Source organism: Meiothermus sp. CFH 77666 (genome assembly GCF_017497985.1).
In the GTDB taxonomy this organism is placed as follows: domain Bacteria; phylum Deinococcota; class Deinococci; order Deinococcales; family Thermaceae; genus Meiothermus.
This window is the reverse complement of sequence record NZ_JAGDFV010000030.1, coordinates 1-15,350: the sequence shown is the minus strand read 5'-3', so window position 1 is coordinate 15,350 and position 15,350 is coordinate 1. Positions and strand designations below refer to the sequence as shown.

16 protein-coding genes and 1 pseudogene are annotated in these 15,350 nt (G+C 63.2%); 11 read left to right on the top strand and 6 right to left on the bottom strand.

All coding sequences use genetic code 11. From position 1 onward, the window contains the following. Positions 1 to 23: 23 nt before the first annotated feature. From J3L12_RS13660 to J3L12_RS13650, 3 genes are all read left to right on the top strand, one after another. Positions 24 to 2,276: a primosomal protein N' gene (locus J3L12_RS13660; RefSeq protein ID WP_208015609.1), complete on the top strand. Its 2,253-nt coding sequence runs from the start codon at positions 24 to 26 to the stop codon at positions 2,274 to 2,276. A gap of 459 nt (positions 2,277 to 2,735) precedes the next feature. Continuing rightward, positions 2,736 to 3,062, top strand: a complete 327-nt coding sequence (locus tag J3L12_RS13655; protein WP_208015608.1) for a hypothetical protein — start codon at positions 2,736 to 2,738, stop codon at positions 3,060 to 3,062. A 17-nt stretch (positions 3,063 to 3,079) separates the two neighbouring features. After that, positions 3,080 to 3,676 carry a GNAT family N-acetyltransferase gene (locus J3L12_RS13650; protein WP_208015607.1) on the top strand — a complete coding sequence of 199 codons (597 nt, stop codon included), beginning with the start codon at positions 3,080 to 3,082 and terminating at the stop codon, positions 3,674 to 3,676. A gap of 101 nt (positions 3,677 to 3,777) precedes the next feature. Here the strand turns inward: J3L12_RS13650 and J3L12_RS13645 are convergent, their stop codons facing one another. Further along, the gene (locus tag J3L12_RS13645; protein WP_208015606.1) at positions 3,778 to 4,617 is read right to left on the bottom strand and encodes a DMT family transporter; all 840 of its coding nucleotides are present in this window, start codon (positions 4,615 to 4,617) and stop codon (positions 3,778 to 3,780) included. Between the two features lie 140 nt (positions 4,618 to 4,757). Next, positions 4,758 to 6,767, bottom strand: a complete 2,010-nt coding sequence (locus tag J3L12_RS13640) for a hypothetical protein (protein WP_208015605.1) — start codon at positions 6,765 to 6,767, stop codon at positions 4,758 to 4,760. A 56-nt stretch (positions 6,768 to 6,823) separates the two neighbouring features. On the opposite strand from J3L12_RS13640, the gene J3L12_RS13635 reads away from it, so the two are divergent. From J3L12_RS13635 to J3L12_RS13625, 3 genes are all read left to right on the top strand, one after another. After that, entirely contained in the window at positions 6,824 to 7,117 is a 294-nt protein-coding gene (locus J3L12_RS13635) for a hypothetical protein (RefSeq protein ID WP_208015604.1), read from the top strand. A 48-nt stretch (positions 7,118 to 7,165) separates the two neighbouring features. Beyond that, on the top strand, positions 7,166 to 8,230 hold the full coding sequence (gene recF, locus J3L12_RS13630) for a DNA replication and repair protein RecF (protein WP_208015637.1): 1,065 nt from the start codon (positions 7,166 to 7,168) through the stop codon (positions 8,228 to 8,230). 127 nt (positions 8,231 to 8,357) lie between these two features. Beyond that, positions 8,358 to 8,738, top strand: coding sequence for a hypothetical protein (locus tag J3L12_RS13625; RefSeq protein WP_208015603.1), 381 nt, complete (start codon positions 8,358 to 8,360; stop codon positions 8,736 to 8,738). A gap of 260 nt (positions 8,739 to 8,998) precedes the next feature. On the opposite strand, the gene J3L12_RS13620 is transcribed toward J3L12_RS13625, so the two are convergent. Further along, entirely contained in the window at positions 8,999 to 9,739 is a 741-nt protein-coding gene (locus J3L12_RS13620; protein ID WP_208015602.1) for a sulfite exporter TauE/SafE family protein, read from the bottom strand. A 254-nt stretch (positions 9,740 to 9,993) separates the two neighbouring features. Here J3L12_RS13620 and J3L12_RS13615 point away from each other — a divergent pair, with 254 nt between their 5' ends. The 5 genes from J3L12_RS13615 (at position 9,994) to J3L12_RS13595 (ending at position 13,395) form a co-directional block, all read left to right on the top strand. After that, positions 9,994 to 10,275, top strand: coding sequence for a hypothetical protein (locus J3L12_RS13615; protein ID WP_208015601.1), 282 nt, complete (start codon positions 9,994 to 9,996; stop codon positions 10,273 to 10,275). Then, positions 10,275 to 11,075, top strand: coding sequence for a DUF721 domain-containing protein (locus J3L12_RS13610; RefSeq protein ID WP_208015600.1), 801 nt, complete (start codon positions 10,275 to 10,277; stop codon positions 11,073 to 11,075). The genes J3L12_RS13615 and J3L12_RS13610 overlap by 1 nt, the downstream gene beginning before the upstream one ends. Positions 11,076 to 11,167: 92 nt before the next feature. Next, complete coding sequence (locus J3L12_RS13605) at positions 11,168 to 12,127, top strand: branched-chain amino acid transaminase (RefSeq protein WP_208015599.1); 960 nt, start codon at positions 11,168 to 11,170, stop codon at positions 12,125 to 12,127. Positions 12,128 to 12,328: 201 nt separating this feature from the next. Continuing rightward, the gene (locus J3L12_RS13600) at positions 12,329 to 12,844 is read left to right on the top strand and encodes a DUF402 domain-containing protein (RefSeq protein ID WP_208015598.1); all 516 of its coding nucleotides are present in this window, start codon (positions 12,329 to 12,331) and stop codon (positions 12,842 to 12,844) included. Positions 12,845 to 12,846: 2 nt separating this feature from the next. Then, positions 12,847 to 13,395, top strand: coding sequence for an LOG family protein (locus tag J3L12_RS13595; protein WP_208015597.1), 549 nt, complete (start codon positions 12,847 to 12,849; stop codon positions 13,393 to 13,395). Here J3L12_RS13595 and J3L12_RS13590 read toward each other — a convergent pair. From J3L12_RS13590 to J3L12_RS13580, 3 genes and pseudogenes are all read right to left on the bottom strand, one after another. Next, positions 13,370 to 13,957, bottom strand: a complete 588-nt coding sequence (locus J3L12_RS13590) for a YceI family protein (RefSeq protein ID WP_208015596.1) — start codon at positions 13,955 to 13,957, stop codon at positions 13,370 to 13,372. The genes J3L12_RS13595 and J3L12_RS13590 overlap by 26 nt on opposite strands. 8 nt (positions 13,958 to 13,965) lie before the next feature. Next, positions 13,966 to 14,511 (bottom strand): hypothetical protein, encoded by a 546-nt coding sequence (locus J3L12_RS13585; RefSeq protein ID WP_208015595.1) that lies wholly within the window; start codon positions 14,509 to 14,511, stop codon positions 13,966 to 13,968. 146 nt (positions 14,512 to 14,657) lie between these two features. Continuing rightward, positions 14,658 to 15,095, bottom strand: a pseudogene (locus J3L12_RS13580) (transposase); the annotation flags it as partial. Positions 15,096 to 15,350 lie beyond the last annotated feature (255 nt).

The following is a 15,350-nucleotide window of genomic DNA, read 5'->3' as shown; positions in this document are numbered from 1 at the left end:
CCCCTTCGGGTAATCTGAGCGGGATGCGGGTCTTGAAGGTTGCCCTGCCCCTGCCCATTGAGCCTATGTCGTACCTGCCCCCCCATGCCGATACGCGGGGGGACGACGCGCTGGGCTACCGGGTGGTGGTGCCCTGGCGTGGCGAGCTGCGGGTGGGGATGGTGGTGGGGCGCGAAGAGGGGCAGCATAAGAGCTTTGCCCTGCGCGAAGCCATTGCCTACCTGGACGAGCGGCCCTGGCTACGGTCTGCCGAAATCGAGTACCTGGCCCTGGCAGCCCGCGACAGCTTTTGTACGGTGGGCACGCTACTAAATGACCTGTTGCCGTTCCTCGAGCCCCCCCTGCTGCACCGGGTGCGGCTGTTGCCCGAGGCCGACCCGGCGGTGCTGCCCAGGGGCCTGGAGGCCCTGGCCGAAGGCTGGCAGGAGGCCCGGGGCTTTGACCCCAAGCTCTTGGATTATCTGCGCGAGGCCGGGGTTTTGCAGGAAGAAGTGTCCGAACAGCACAGCCGGCAGCAGGCCCTGGTGGTGTTGCAGGAGCCCTCGGAAAAACTCGGCGAGAAGGCCAAAGCAGCCTGGTATGCCCTGCGCGACCTGCGGCAGGTGGAAAGCATGGCGGCGCTGGCCCGGGCGGCGGGCGTGGGGGTGGGGGTGGTGAAGGGCCTGGTGGACAAGGGCTACATCGGCTTTGTGGAGGTAGAACCGGCCTCCGAAGCGGTGGTGGCGCGAAAACTCGAGCCCCTACCTCTCCCCACCCTCCCGGTGCGGCTGGAAGGGGGGCGGCTCCTGGAGCGTATTCGCGCCCTGGTTTGGCTGGTACAGGACGGGCCAGCCCTGGTGCTTTTCCCCGAGGTCTCGCTGCTCAAAAAATTCCAGCCGTTCTTCCCCCAGGCCATCGTTTTTCACGGCGAGATGAAGGCCGAGGAACGCCGCAAGGGGTGGGCGCAGGTGGCTGCGGGGGCCGGGCAGCGAGAGCTGGTGCTGGCGACCTACCAGGGGCTGCTGTTGCCGCTGGATTTCAAACGCCTGGTGCTGGTAGAGGAGGCCTCGGAAGCCTACAAGCTACCGGGGGGCTCGAGGGCCTTTGTGCCCCGGCTGGCCCGGCTACGCGCTTTGGGGCTGGGCGCTTCCCTGCACTTTTGTGCGGGCGTGAATAGCCTCGAGGTCTGGAATGAGCCCGCCCACCATCTGCCGCCGCCGACCCCCCGTTTGCACCTGCTGGACATGCGGCTGGAGCGGGGCTGGCCCCTTTCGGGCGCGGCCCTTGCGCTGTTAAGACAGGTGCAGGAGAAAAAACGCCAGGCCATCGTGCTCTCGGCACGTCGCGGCTACAGTGCGGTACTGCGCTGCAAGCAGTGCGACTGGAAGGCCATGTGCCCCAACTGCGCCCTGCCGCTGCGCTATCACAAAAGTGGTCGGGTGGGTCTGTTGCAGTGCCACCAGTGCGGCCACGAGCAAAAGGCCCCCGACCTCTGCCCGAACTGCCATTCGGACGTCTTTGACCCCAAGGGGCCGGGGGTGGAGTGGCTCCTGGAAGCCCTGGCCCAGCACCTCCCGGCCCTGCCCCGCTACCGCTACACCGCCGACGCCAAGGACGACCTGGGCCACCTGCTGGCGGGCGAACCGGGCGTGCTGGTGGGTACAACGGCCATCTTGCGGGGGCCGGTCTTGCCGGAGCTGGCCCTGGTGCTCCTGCCCTATGCCGACGGCTTTATCCTCGAGTCCGACTTCCGGGCGGGTGAGCGCTACTACCGGCTCTTGTGGCAGCTCACCGACCTGCACCCCCACCGCCGCCCCTTGCTGGCCTTGCAGACCTTCGAGCCCGCCCACCCCGCCCACCGGGCCCTCGAGCGTCAGACGAGGCTGGTGCAGCCAACCGAATCCTCCCCCTCGCTCGGTGGGCTCGCGCCTGACGGCCTCGAGCACGCCGACCCCCAGGGCTTTATGAAGATGGAGCTGGCCCTGCGTCAGGCCCTGGGCTACCCTCCGGCTAGCCGGATGGTGAAGCTCGAGGTGGCCCACCCCAAGGAGGCCGTGGCCCGCGACGCCATCCTTCAGCTTGCCGCAGCGCTCAAACCTAAAGCCGAGCCGGGCGAGCTGCTGGGCCCGGCCCCGGCCCCTGTGGCCCGCCTGCGGGGCCAGTACGTGTTTCACCTGCTCCTCAAAAGCTCGGAAGCCCGCATCCAGACCCTGATGGAAAACCTGCCCCCCGTACGCGGGGCGCGGTTACGCATAGACCCCGACCCCCAGAGCTTTGTGGGGTTGCTCGAGGATTAGTTTTTCAGAAGTAGACCGTGTACATGCTCGTGCGCACCCAGGTTTCTTCAGGTTATCGAGCAGGAATACCCTAAATGCATTTAGCGGATAAAGAGACCTTGACTACAAAAAGTGGGGTGGGGAAGCTCCTAATATCGTGTTATCAACACAAAAACGTCCGCGCCTGCAACATGCGTTCCCTTCCAAGGAGGTGTGATGGTGCGTATTGCTCGTACTGCATCGGTTTGGCTAATGATTGCTGCTGATTCTGGCTGGCTGCTCGAGTACACCCAAGCTGGACAACGGCTTGCTGGTATGCGGTAGTCGCATACGGAGTGGCGCTTGCTTCGTACTACTCTGTTTTGAGGGCACATGGTTGCCTACTCTAGTGTCAACACGCAACTGCACGCTGCATAGTTCTATTCGCCCTCCAATGATGGCGGCCAGTTTAGAAAACAGACTTTTTTCTCGGAGGAGCCTATGACCCAAGAATCTCAAAAAGTGATTCCACCATACTTCCAGGTACTGCTCATGATTGCCCGCGGGCTATATTTCACAGCGGGGAACCTAATGTTTGTGGCTGAGTTTCTCCAATGGAGAGCAAAAGGCTACACCTGGCCAGAACCGTCGGTCTGGCTTGCCCTGCTGGGCTTAGTACTGATGTTCCAGGCGTTTTTTGGTTTGACCTACAAGTGGTTGCGTACCTTTATGCGAGTGCAGCCCGTGCTGGTTGCTTACACTTTATGGAGCATGGTTGTGACAGGAGCGGGATTTTTGGTGCTTGCCTTTTTCTGGGCAATCACTTAGCCGCGTAGGATGGGCGCATGGCGTTTACCATCCGCCCCTATGCGCCCGCCGACCTGCCCCACCTTTACCGCGTCTGCCTGCTCACCGGCGACAGCGGGGCCGATGCCAGCGGGCTGTACCGCGACCCCGACCTGCTGGGTCATATTTACGCCGCGCCCTATGCGGTGCACGAGCCCGACCTGACCTTTGTCCTCACCGACGAGAAAGGGGTGTGTGGCTATGTGCTGGGCTGCCGCGATTCAAATGCGTTTGCCGCCTGGATGGAAGCCGAATGGCTGCCGCCGCTGCGGTATAAATATCCCCTGCCGCCCGAAGGGGACGTCTCCAAAGATGCCGCCATGATTCGACTGATTCACAAGGGCTACATTCCCTCGAGCCTCAACCCCGAATACCCGGCCCACCTGCACATAGACCTGCTGCCCAGGGCTCAGGGCCAGGGCCAGGGCCGCAAGCTGATGGAGGTGTTCCTGAACCGGCTGCGCGGGCTGGGCGTTCCGGGCGTACACCTGGGGGTGGGACAGCGCAACGCGGGCGCGGTGGCCTTTTACGAGCGCATGGGGTTTGTGCGCTTGCAGACCTTCCCCTGGGGCTACGAGTACGGCCTGAAGCTGTGATGGGGTTGGAAGCGCACCGCCTACCTCCCACCCTCCACCCCCACCCTGTGCATCCAAGAAAGTTGGCTACATACCTGAAGTTGCCGCAACGACCCTCGTCTTCAACCCGAGGCAATCAGGGTAATGGCCACCAGCGAGAGCAACACCCCCACGGTCTGGCCCCGGCTCAGGTGCTCGCGCAGCAAGCCCCAGGCCAGCAGGGCGGTGAAGGCCGGGTAGAGCGAGGAAATCACGGCGGCCACGTCCAGGCGGCCCGTCTGGGCGGCCACCAGAAAAAGCACGTTGCCCCCAGCATCCAGCACCCCGGCCAGGCCCACCAGGCCCAGGCTGGCGAAGAGCCGGGCTTCCCGGCGGAGCGCTCCCAGGCAGAAGACCAGCCCCAGCATCAGGGTGGTGGCCACCAGCTTGGCTATAGCCGAGGGCCAGAAGAGGCCCTCGACCTGGTGAATCAGGGCGAAATAGCCCCCAAAGCCCAGCCCGGCCAGAAACGCATAAACCAGGCCCCGCGTGGGGCCCGCGCCGCCTTCCGGGCGGGCGGCCAGCCAGACCCCCAAAAGCCCCACCCCAAAGCCCAGCAGTTGCAACGGGGTGGGGAGGCCCTCGAGCGCAAACCCCACCAAAGCCGCCAGGGCCGCCCCCACCACCCCGGCAATGGGCGCTGCCAGCCCCATCTGCCCGGCTTCGAAGGCTCGGTACAGGAACACCAGCCCCACGCAGCCCGCCAGCCCTGCCGCCATGCTCCAGGGAATGTCCTGCGGCTGAAAGGCCTCGGCCCGCAGCAAGGCCAGCCCCACAAAGAGCAAAAACCCGGTGAAATGCACCAGCAGGGCGATCAGGTAGGGGTTGAGCCGCCGCGAGGCCACCCCCCCGCTAAAGTCGCCTGCCCCCCAGGAGATGGCGGAGAGCAACGCGAAGGAAACAGCAGCCAGTTCAGCGCTCATGAAGGTCTCCACAGGAAACGGATTCTGGTCATTACCATTCTTGTCATCATCTGTTGCCGCAGTGTTTTGTCGTTGGCTTTGGGCAACCCCTATGCGCTTGCTCGAGAAGGAGTTCTTTGTTTGATGTTCCCCGTAGGTTGCTAACGCTGGTTGTTTTGCAGCCAGGCCACAAAGCTATTGACCACATCCTGATCGCCTATCAGGTCGGGCTGGCGCACCACTGCCTCGAGGAAGGCTCGCACCACCGCTTCGTCGGCTTTTTCCAGCAGCTCGACGATGCTCTGGCCGCTGTAGGGGCCCCTTAGGAGCGGGCGGTTCAGGCTGGCGTTGCGCCTCGCACTCGGGGCGGCTTCGCGCAGGGCGGCCTGCACCTGCTGGATCACCAGGGCCTCGCCCTGGGGGGAGAGCATCTGGGCGCTACTCAGCAAGGGGGCGTTGCCCAGGTTGCGCAGTTCCACCCCCGCCGTGTAGAGCTGGCGGGCCAGGCTGGGTTTCCCGGCGGTGAGCGAAAGGCGGGCGCTGGCCGTGCCGTAGAGCACCTCGAGGGTGTAGGTGCCCTCGGCAGGCAGCCGCACTGCCGCCCCGGTCTGCACCAGGCCGGTGGTCAGGGGCCGCACCGCAACGGCTTTGCTGGCGCTTTGCAGTAGCTGGCCCTGGGCGTCCAGCAAGCGGGTGACCAGGGTGGCCGCGCCCAGGTAGGGAAACCCCTCGAGGCTCACCTGCGGGAACACCGCTTCGCCCGCCGCAAAGGGACGGGCCTCGAGGTCGTCGGCCCGCAGCATCAGGCGTTGTAGCGAGAGGGTGGTTTTGGCCTCGGCCATCTGCTTCAGGGCGCGGTTCGCCCAGGCCGAGAGCGGGCTTTTGGGGTGGTTTTGCAAAAAGCTTCGGTAGTGCCCCATGGCCTGCTCCCTCAGACCGGCCCGCTCGGCCAGGTAGCCCTGCCAGAACTCCAGCCGGGTCTCCTGGGTTTCCTGCAAGTCCTTGAGGGCGGCCTGGAACTCTGAGCCCTCGTCTACCCGCAGGGCCAGGTTGTAGGCCTCGAGGGCGCCCAGGTGATCGCCGTAGCGGGCCCGCACCAGCCCCAGGTTGTAGGCGGGCACGGCGTATTCCTCGCGGGCCTGGGCCTCGAGGCGCAGGGCACGCAACGAAGCCCGAACCGAGCGGGCGTAATCGCCCTGCAGATAGTAGGCCCAGCCCAGGTTGGTCCAGTAGAGGTTTTTCTCGGGCAAAAGGGACGCGGCTCGCTCGAGGGCCTCTCTGGCGAGGGGGGCGTTGTTCTCGTCAAAGGCCACAAAGCTCAGCTCCTCCCAGGCCAGCGGCATCTCGGGGGCGAGCTGGGTCAGGTTGCGGGCTACTGCGCCCCACTGCTTGTCCTCCAGACCCCGAAAGAGCAGCAGGGCCGTGAGCCGCTCATACACCTTTCCTTCGGCCAGGTTGCGGGCCGCGTTCAGCGCCTCGGTGCGGCGGCGCTCGGAGAAGTCCACCAGGGCCTGGTAGGCCAGCGGCAGCTTGTTCTGCCGCACCTGGCTCCAGAAATCTTGCAGCTCTCTGGGGAGTTGTTCGGTGATTAAGAGCGAGTTCACCCCTTCCTCTCGCACGGCTATGGCGGCCCGGTAATAGGGGAGGGGGAGAGGCGTGTTCTGTACGGTCAGGTCGCCCCGAGCCAGCCGGGCAAAGTCGTCGTTGCGGGCGGACTCGAGCCGCCAGGCTCCCGGTCTGACCCCGGTCTGGCGTGCCACCCAGTACAGCACCAGCTCGGGCCGGCTGAAGCGGGCACTGCGAATGCCCCGTGCGTCGGCTAAGAAGACCCGCACCCAGCCCTGCGGGTCTACCCGTCCCACCAGTAGCCAGGCTGCCCCGCTAATCTCCCAGGCCAGCCGCGCTCCCCCGGCGCTAAAGAGCGAGCCCGCGGCCAGGTCGTAGCTGCCCTGCCAGGGCATGTCTGGCAACAAAATGGCGGCCAGCGAAGGCGGGGCCACCCCCAGCCCTCCCGCTACCGCCTGCGCCAGGGCATGGCCGCCCGGCCCCGCAAAGGGCAGCACCACGCCCCGGTTTACAGGCACTGCCTGTTCCCCAAGGGCATGGTCTCCCTTGCCCCAGGCCCCGGCTCCCAAAACCACCAGCAGCAACACCCAGAACCCGCGTGTCATGGGGTCATCTTACCTGGGCTGCTGGCCTCGGGAGGGCCTCGAGCTACACTGCTGCAATGAAGCCGTGGCTGCGACATGGGCTGGTGTTGGGTATCATTGCGCTCCTGAGCATGGGCCCCCTGCTGCTGGCGCTGCTGGCCGGAGCCTTTGCCCAGGCCAATGGCTGCACCCTGCACGAAGGGAGTGTCAACCCCTGCGTGGTAGGGGGGCGGGATTACGGCGAAACCCTTTACGCGCTGGGGGTGATGGGCTGGTTTGCCCTGCTCACCCTGCCGGGCGGGATGTTGGTCGCGGGCGTGTATCTGCTGGTGGTGTGGTTCCGCCAAGCCTCGAACGGAAGCCGCAAATGAGCCTCCGGGCCTTGAGCCCTGGGCCTTCTGCCTTTAGCCTTGTGAGTGGTGCGTCTATTGCGGTTGCGGCAAAAAAACTTTCGAAACCTGAGCACCCCGCTTTTTGCGCCGGGGGCGGGCCTCACCACCATTGTGGGGGGCAACGCCCAGGGTAAGACCAACCTGCTCGAGGCCATCGAGCTGGTGCTGGGCGGCGAGCTGCGCAACGGCATGACCGAACGCATCGCCTTTGGCGAGAGTGAAGCCTGGATACACGCCGAGATCGAGACCCAGTTTGGCAACAGCCGCCTGGAAGTAAGGCTCAGCCGCGAGGGCCGCGAACACAAGCTCAACGAGGCCCCGGCCTCGCTGCGCGAGCTTTCGCAACTGCCGGGTGCGGTGCTGCTGGGCCCCGACGATCTGGAACTGGTGCTGGGGCCTCCCGAAGAACGCCGCCGCTTTCTGGACGTACTGCTCTCGCGCTTCTCGGCCCGCTACCGTGCGATGCTAAGCCAGTACAGCCGGGCTTTGCAGCAGCGCAACGCCCTTTTGAAAACCGGCCTGGGCCCGGCCTCCAAAAAAGAAGGAAAGTCCAGCGCGTTACAGGCTTCCATCGGCATCTGGAACCAGGAGCTGGTCAAATATGGCAGCGAAATCCTGAGCCTGCGCCGCCGGATGCTCTCCAAGCTGGCCCCCCTGGCCCGCGAAGCCTACCGCGAGCTGGCGCCGGGAGAGCTGGGCCTGGAGCTCTTCGAAACCACCGACCCCGAGCGCTTCCTGCAGGCCCTGGAAGACAACCTGCCCGACGACCTCCAGCGCGGCGCCACCAGTGTGGGGCCTCACCGCGACGACCTGACCCTTCTGCTCTCGGGCCGCGAGGCTGCCCGGTTTGGGAGCCGGGGGGAGTGCCGCAGCATTGCCCTGGCTCTGCGCCTGGCCGAACACCGCCTGCTCTGGTCTCACTACGAAGAGGCCCCGCTCTTGCTGGTAGACGAATGGAACACCGAGCTAGACGCCCGCCGCCGGGGGGCCTTGCTGGCCTACGCCCAGAGCCTGCCCCAGGCCATTCTGGCCGGACTGGAGACCCCAGGTGGGGGGGCCGTGATCGAGATTGAGGCGGGGGTGTGGAGCTAGTTACCCCACGGGAAGCTTTCACATGATGGACTAGCTCGATACAGACAACACACCCGTACCCGCTGCCGGAAAGACGCTTCCCGCGGGGGCCCCAAATGGAGCAAAATCAACCGAAGGCAACCAAATCATGGCAAAGGAACATGGTGTGAACCCCGACTCCATCCGCGAGGCCCAGCGCGGGCTGGCCTGGGCCTTCCTGCTTTCGCTGGCCATTCTGGCCGGTATTGTGGCCCTGCTGGCGGGCTTTACCCTGGGGCGCCTGCTGCCCCATGCGGGGTTGTTGGCAGGCTCGAGCGATTTCGTCACCCTGCCCTCCGGGGAGCGGCTCCACCCCTCCTGGCTTCGGATGGCCAGCATGGCTTTTGCTGTTTCGCTGGGGCTTTTTGTGGCTTCGGTATGGGCTTTGTTCTGGCTGCGGCGGGCCTGGGCCAGAGCCCCGCTGGTCGAAGCCAAACCCCAGCCGAAGTCGGGGCAAAGAAACCCGTCCAAAAAGAAGCGCAAACGTTAAAGGCTCATAGCATTTTTGCTTGAACGCTTTGCATACTTAAGGAGCGGTGAGGTAGGGAACAGGGGTCAGGGGACAGATGTTGGAGACCCACTACCCACCTCCTACCACCCACTTCCACCCTGGGTATCGTTGAAAGCTGGCTACATTTACAGCTGGTATTACCAGATATTTGGCCGAAAGCCCAAAGCTGAAGGCTGAAAGCACACTTATAAGCCGGGTTCCGCTTGGCCCAGATGTCTGGCCTGCATCGAAAAGCACCCTCAGGCCAGCAGCAAACGAAGCCCGCCCAGCAAAGCCAGCGTGAGGGCCATCCACTCGAAGGTGTCCTGCTGGAGGTGGTCCAGGAGGCGTCGGCCTGCCCAGGCTCCCAGCCCCACGGCGGGCACCAGGCACAGGTTGAAAAAGAGCGATTCCCAGGTGATAAGGCCCAGCCCCACCGCAAAGGGCACCTTGAACAGGTTGACCACCAGGAAGTACCAGGCGATGCTGCCCACCACCTCAAGCTTCCCCATCCGCATGGCCAGCATGTAGATCAGCACAAAGGGCCCTGCCGCGTTGGCCACCATGGTAGTAAAACCAGCAGCTACCCCCATGCTGGGGGCGAAAGCCGGATGTGCCGAGATGGTCACGTCGTTCAGACGCCGGGCCTTGCGGTAGAGCTGATACGTGGTCATGCCCACGATAATCGCGCCAATCACCCGCTGCACCTGTGCGTCGTTGCTGAAGTAGAGCATCACCGTACCCAGGCCAACCCCCACCGCAGTCCAGGGGAAAATTCGTAGAAGCTCCTGCCAGCGTACGTTCTTGCGGAGCATGCTGACCGCAATGAAATCGGCGCAAATGAGCACTGGCAACAAAGCGCCCGTGGCCTCACGGGCCGGAATAATACTGGCAAACAAGACCACCGCTATGGTCACGGCCCCCGACAGCCCGGTCTTGGAAGCGCCTACCAGCCACGCCGCCAACAGGGCCACAGCCCACCCCGCAGCACTTAAGTCCACGCTCACACCATACCCCGAGAACCCTTCTTCAGCCTCGAGTCCGGGTAAGTATTTCCACGATAGAAACGTAATGGGTAGGGAAAGGGTGATTCACGAGGCCGCGCCGCTGCAAACCCCAGAATTCGCACTTTCGTTGAGCAGCATGATATTTCTATCGCGGGCGCACTTAGTACCCAGTCAAGTTGCAGGTGTAGTACATAGAAAACAAGATATTGAAAGGCCAAAGCATGGGGGCTCTATAATAGAAAAAACCCATGAATCGCCTAATATTTGACCTCCTCGATATTGCCGCCATTATTCCTAGCCTTGGCAGCTACTGCGGTGATGCTGGCCTGGTACGCTCTGAGTACCCTGGTTCAGTTTTTCCCCTATCTCAAGCAACTCGCCCGGCAATCCCAGGTGATCGTCTCCAACCCAACAGAGACTTCATTGATTCGGATGAATATGCTTTTTCGCTGCTGGGGCTACCGGTGTTCCTGGCCTCGAGTGTGTTCTTGCTCTGGCTGGTTTGGGCTTTGTTGCTTAACCTGAAGTGATGTCCAAGGCCAAACAGTCTGCCGAAATTGTCGCCAAAATTTTGCGACAAAAAGGACTCAATGCAGGAATTCAGCGAGGCCGGGCATTGGTGCTTTGGCCCGAGATTGCCGGGCCTGCCCTGAGCGAACTTACCGAGGCGGAGCTCCTGGAGGACGGGGTGTTGTTTGTGCGGGTGACCGACTCGGTGGTAGCGCACCAACTGACCTACCTGCGCGAGGAGTTTCTCCGGCGCTACCAGGAACGGCTTCCAGGGGTGGTGCAGGAGTTGCGGTTTGTGGTTGGGGCGGCCCCAAAAACCAGGCCCAAAAGCCCACCACCAGCCCCCCCGCGGCTCAGCCCGGGCGAAGAAGCACGTTTGCAGGAGCTTGCCAGACACGCTCCAGATCAGCTTCAGGGCATAATCCTCCGGGCCGGAAGGGCGGTCTTGCAGAAGCAGAAAGAGAACCCCCACCCGCCCTGCCCCATCTGCGGCGCCCCCAGCCCTGAGCGTCCCTGCAAACCCTGTCAGAAGCTCCTGAGCGACACCGCCGTACAGCGCGAGGCAGGGCGACTCTCGCGCTTTCCGCTCAAGACCCGCCTCGAGGGTAACCCCCTCGAGGCCGCCCGCTACCTGGCCCAGCAGAAGCTCGAGGCCCAGCTCCGAGAGCTTCTGCCCCAGGTCATCCAGCAGCCCGAACTGATGCCCATCCTGCAAGACACCGCCAGGCGCTACCTCCAGCTTCGCACCGGCGAGAAAGACGTTCGGGCCTACCGACACCTGCTGCCCGAAACACTGGCCTCTTTGCTCAAAGAGGTATGATTGAAGCACTGGCGGCCCTTTCCTGCCAAAGCGTCAGGGGCTTATGCCAAGCGTATACAGCCCATCCGCAGTAGACCCCCCCTGGAGGACTTATGTCAACCGAAACCAAACCCAAAAGCGTTGGCGGCGACAGCAAAATGAAGGCAGGCCTGATCTGGTTCAACGGGCAACTGGTGCCCCAGGAAGAGGCTAAGGTCTCGGTGCTGACCCACGCCCTGCACTACGGCACCAGCATCTTCGAAGGTATCCGGGCCTACGAGACCCCCAAAGGCCCCGCTATCTTCCGCCTGCACGAACACACCGAGCGCCTCTTCCACAGCGCCAAGGTGATGATGTTCGAGATGCCCTACACCCCCGAGCAGATTAACCAGGCCATTGTGGAGGTCATCCGGGCCAACGGCTACAAAAGCTGCTACATCCGCCCGCTGGCCTGGATGGGTGCCAACACCCTGGGTGTGAACCCCCTGCCCAACAACCCCGCCGAGGTGATGATTGCCGCCTGGGAGTGGGGCACCTACCTGGGCGATGAGGCCGTGCGCAAAGGGGCCCGGCTCATCACCTCCTCCTGGGCCCGCTTCCCCGCCAACGTAATGCCCGGCAAGGCCAAGGTGGGGGGCAACTACGTCAACAGCGCCCTGGCCCGTGTAGAGGCCCAGCAGGCCGGGGCCGACGAAGCCCTGCTCCTCGACAAGGAAGGCTTCGTGGCCGAGGGTTCGGGCGAGAACATTTTCTTCCTGCGGGGGGGTACCCTCTACGTGATCGAACACTCGGTCAACCTGATGGGCATCACGCGTGACTCGGTCATCACCATTGCCCGCGACCTGGGCTACGAGGTGCGCGAGGTGCGGGCCACCCGCGACCAGCTCTACATGGCCGACGAGATGTTCATGGTTGGCACCGCTGCCGAGGTCACACCCATCTCCTACCTCGACCACCGGGCCATTGGCACCGGCAAGGCCGGCGAGCACACCATGAAGCTCCGGGCCGCCTACATGGACGTGGTACAGGGCAAAAACCCCAAATACGAGGCCTGGCTGACCTACGTGAAGTAGGCTATCTGGACGTACTTTGCGGGGGTCTCTCTGGCAGTTTGCCGGGCGATGAGGTGCAGGCAGCATGGGTGACAGAACCAACTTTACACTCACACTTCTGCCACCAGGGGGGCAGTTGAGAGGAACGGTCTAGATTCGTTTTGCAACGAGGAACGTGGGCTTCGGGGTATTTGTCCACCTCATCCTGCCATACAATGCCGTATGCACCTCAAAGTGCATACCCACAACCTGGTTGCCAAAACCCACACGGTCAAGGCAGGCACCTTTCCGGTGGCGCTGTACCACGAACACCGCCACGGGGTGTATGTCGAGCGAGCATTTGTCGGGCACCCTACTTTCCGCTATTGGAAGGCCCATATTCTGCCCGAACAGCATCTGCAAATTTGCCAGTACACCACCCACCAGGACGACTACCCCCTCGAGTTCTACATAGACATCGTGCAGGTCGAGCGGGAAGGGCATGTTCTGAAGGTCAAGGACCTGTATCTGGATCTGGGCATTGCTCATAACGGAACCCTGACCCTGATGGACACCCACGAACTGTTCGAGGCGCTAGGTGCGGGCCTGATTGGCCTGGAAGAAGCCTTCCTGGCCACCCGAACCCTGCACGACCTGATCAACCGCCTGGGGCAGCACGAAAACAATCTGGAACGTGCCCTGCAAGCCCAGGGCATTGAGCTTCAATGGAACTGGAACGTATCGTCTAGCCCCCTGTAGATATGCGACTCGTAACTGTGTTTGGTTCGTCCAGGGTGCAGCCTGGCACCCCGGCTTATGCCGAGGCCCACGCCTGGGGGCGGGCCATTGCCGAGGCTGGGTTTGGCGTTGCTACGGGCGGGTACAACGGGGCGATGGAGGCCGTTTCGCAAGGGGCCAAGGAGGCCGGTGGGCTGGTGGTGGGCATCACCGCGCCCGTCCTGTTTCCCCACCGCGATGGGCCCAATGTGCACGTGGATCTGGAGCTACCGTCTTCGTCGCTGCTCACCCGCATCGAGCGGCTCATTGACGTGAGCGTGGCCTGCCTGGCCCTGCCGGGCGGGGTGGGCACCCTGGCCGAGATCCTGGCGGCCTGGAACCTGAACCACATTGCCCAGATGCACGGCAAGCCCCAGAAGCCGCTGGGGGTGCATGTGGGGTGGCTGGGGGTTATTCGGGCGGGCCTCGAGGTCACCCCCGAAACCCTGCAGATGCTCACCCCGATTGACTCTCAAGCACGTTTAGAAGCGTTTCTGAGCAATCTGTCTAGCGCTCCAGCACCCGCAAAGTGAAGCTCACCTCGAGGCGGATGTTCTCGTCCACGCTGAGTACCGCCAACACCCTGGGCTGCACCAGGCCAAAATCGCGGAAGGTGAAGCGGGTCTGGGCCTGTAGAAGGGCAGTGTCGCCGCGGAACTCCACCTCGCCTTCCCAGGTGACACTGCGAACAACGTCCCGAATTTTCAGGTCGCCCACAATCTGCACCGGTACCTTGCCACTTTGAGGCAGTGGAAAACTCAGGCCGCGTACCTCTTTGGGCACAAACTCGGCCAGGGGAAACTGCGCGGTGTTCAGGGTGTTGCGGCGAAGGTAGTTGTCGCGGCGGGCTTCGTCGCTGGTAAGGGCCGAAAGGTCTACTGCAAAGCGCGACCCCTCCAAAGCCCGCCCGCTCCGGTCGAGGCGCACGCTGCCCTGCACCTGCTTACTGACGCCCACCGCATCGGTGGGAAAGTTGATACCAGCAAGCTGCTCTCGCACCCGGTAGCGGGCCTCGCTCTGGGCGGGAATCAGCTCGAGGCGGCTTTGCGCCAGGGCAGCCCCTAAGAAGAGCAGCACAAAAAGCAGTCTGGCCATACCCTCACCTACTTCTTCGCAAGCAAGGCAATCACGTTTTTGAGGTTATCGGCGGCGCGCGGCTGCTCCTTGAAGGGGTTGTAGGGCTTGCCCTGGGCGATGGCCTGGAAGAGCCCGCCCCGGTTTCCGCCCCCCGGTGGCCCCTGGAAATTGCCCTGCCCCGCCTGGGGGTTCTGCCCGCTGGCCTGCTCGCGGCGCTGGCGGGCTTCCTCCCTTTGCTTGAGGATGGTCTGATCCATCCACTTGAGCTGGGCCGGGGTCAGGATGTTGTCCTCGATGTTGGAGAGGATTTTGCTGGCGTCGGCGGGCTTCAGGTCGGCCCGGTTTTGCAGGTCGCGCAGAATGGGCAAGAGCTTCTGGGCCTGCGCCTTGGTGAAGGCCAGCCCCCGCTGTTTCTCGAGCTCGTCCATCAGGCCCACCGTGGCCACCAGGTCAAAGACCGGACGGTAGGCCTCAAACCGCTGCCGCATCTCCGGGGTGATGTTGGGCGGCCCTCCCTGGGCCAGCGCCAGACCCAAAGCCAGGGTAGCCAGCAGGCTCAGCAATCTCTTCATGTACCCTCCTTTAGCGATTGTAGTGTGCCAGGGCATTGTGTAGAAGTGGTAAAGAAAGGCGGATGGCCGATGGTCTATGGTCAATAGCCCAAACTTTAGGTTTGCAAATTGCTCTGTTGCAAAGTTCCCTCGATGTAGCAAGCCGACTAACGGTAGGCGTTGTAGACCAACGCCTTGACCCGGCACTCCCGCATCTGCAGGCGGGGTTTGCGAGAACGCACCCCCTCGCCGAACTTGCGTTTGAGCACCGATATCACCGTCTCACTCTTCCAGCGTTGCCCGAACAGACCGTCGAGCCTGGCCTGAGATACCAACTCGGCTCGCGCCTTGCGCTCAGTGGCCTTCAAAGCCCCTCTGCGCCGAACCGGCGGAATCAGGTCACGGGGCCCTACCCCCCGTCCATCAAACCCACCGTCCGCCAGGATGACCCAGTTCCCCCGTTTCCCGTAAGGGCTCACCCTTCGTTTGAGCGTGGAGAGATGGGAGCTGTCCCCACTGGGGCCTCTACCCGAGAGTACTCCCAGGATCAGCTGACTGCGTGTCCCCACTGCATAGCTCCCCTTCACCCAGCTCCGAAAGGGTCTACCCCGCCGGGTCTGAAAGTAGGCGCTGGCCTGGGTGGGGCGAAACCCGGTGCTATCTAAGTGATTAAATACCGGAAACTTCTAATGAGCATATCCGCCCAACCAACCCGAGATGTTTAAGAACGTCCCTTAGTACACGACAAAACTTTGAGAAAGGCTAAGAATAAGGGCCAGCCCCCGCCAGGAGGTGGCCCATGGAAGAGCATAAACGATTGGTTGAGCTGATACCACCCCAGCTTGGATATCACCTGGCCC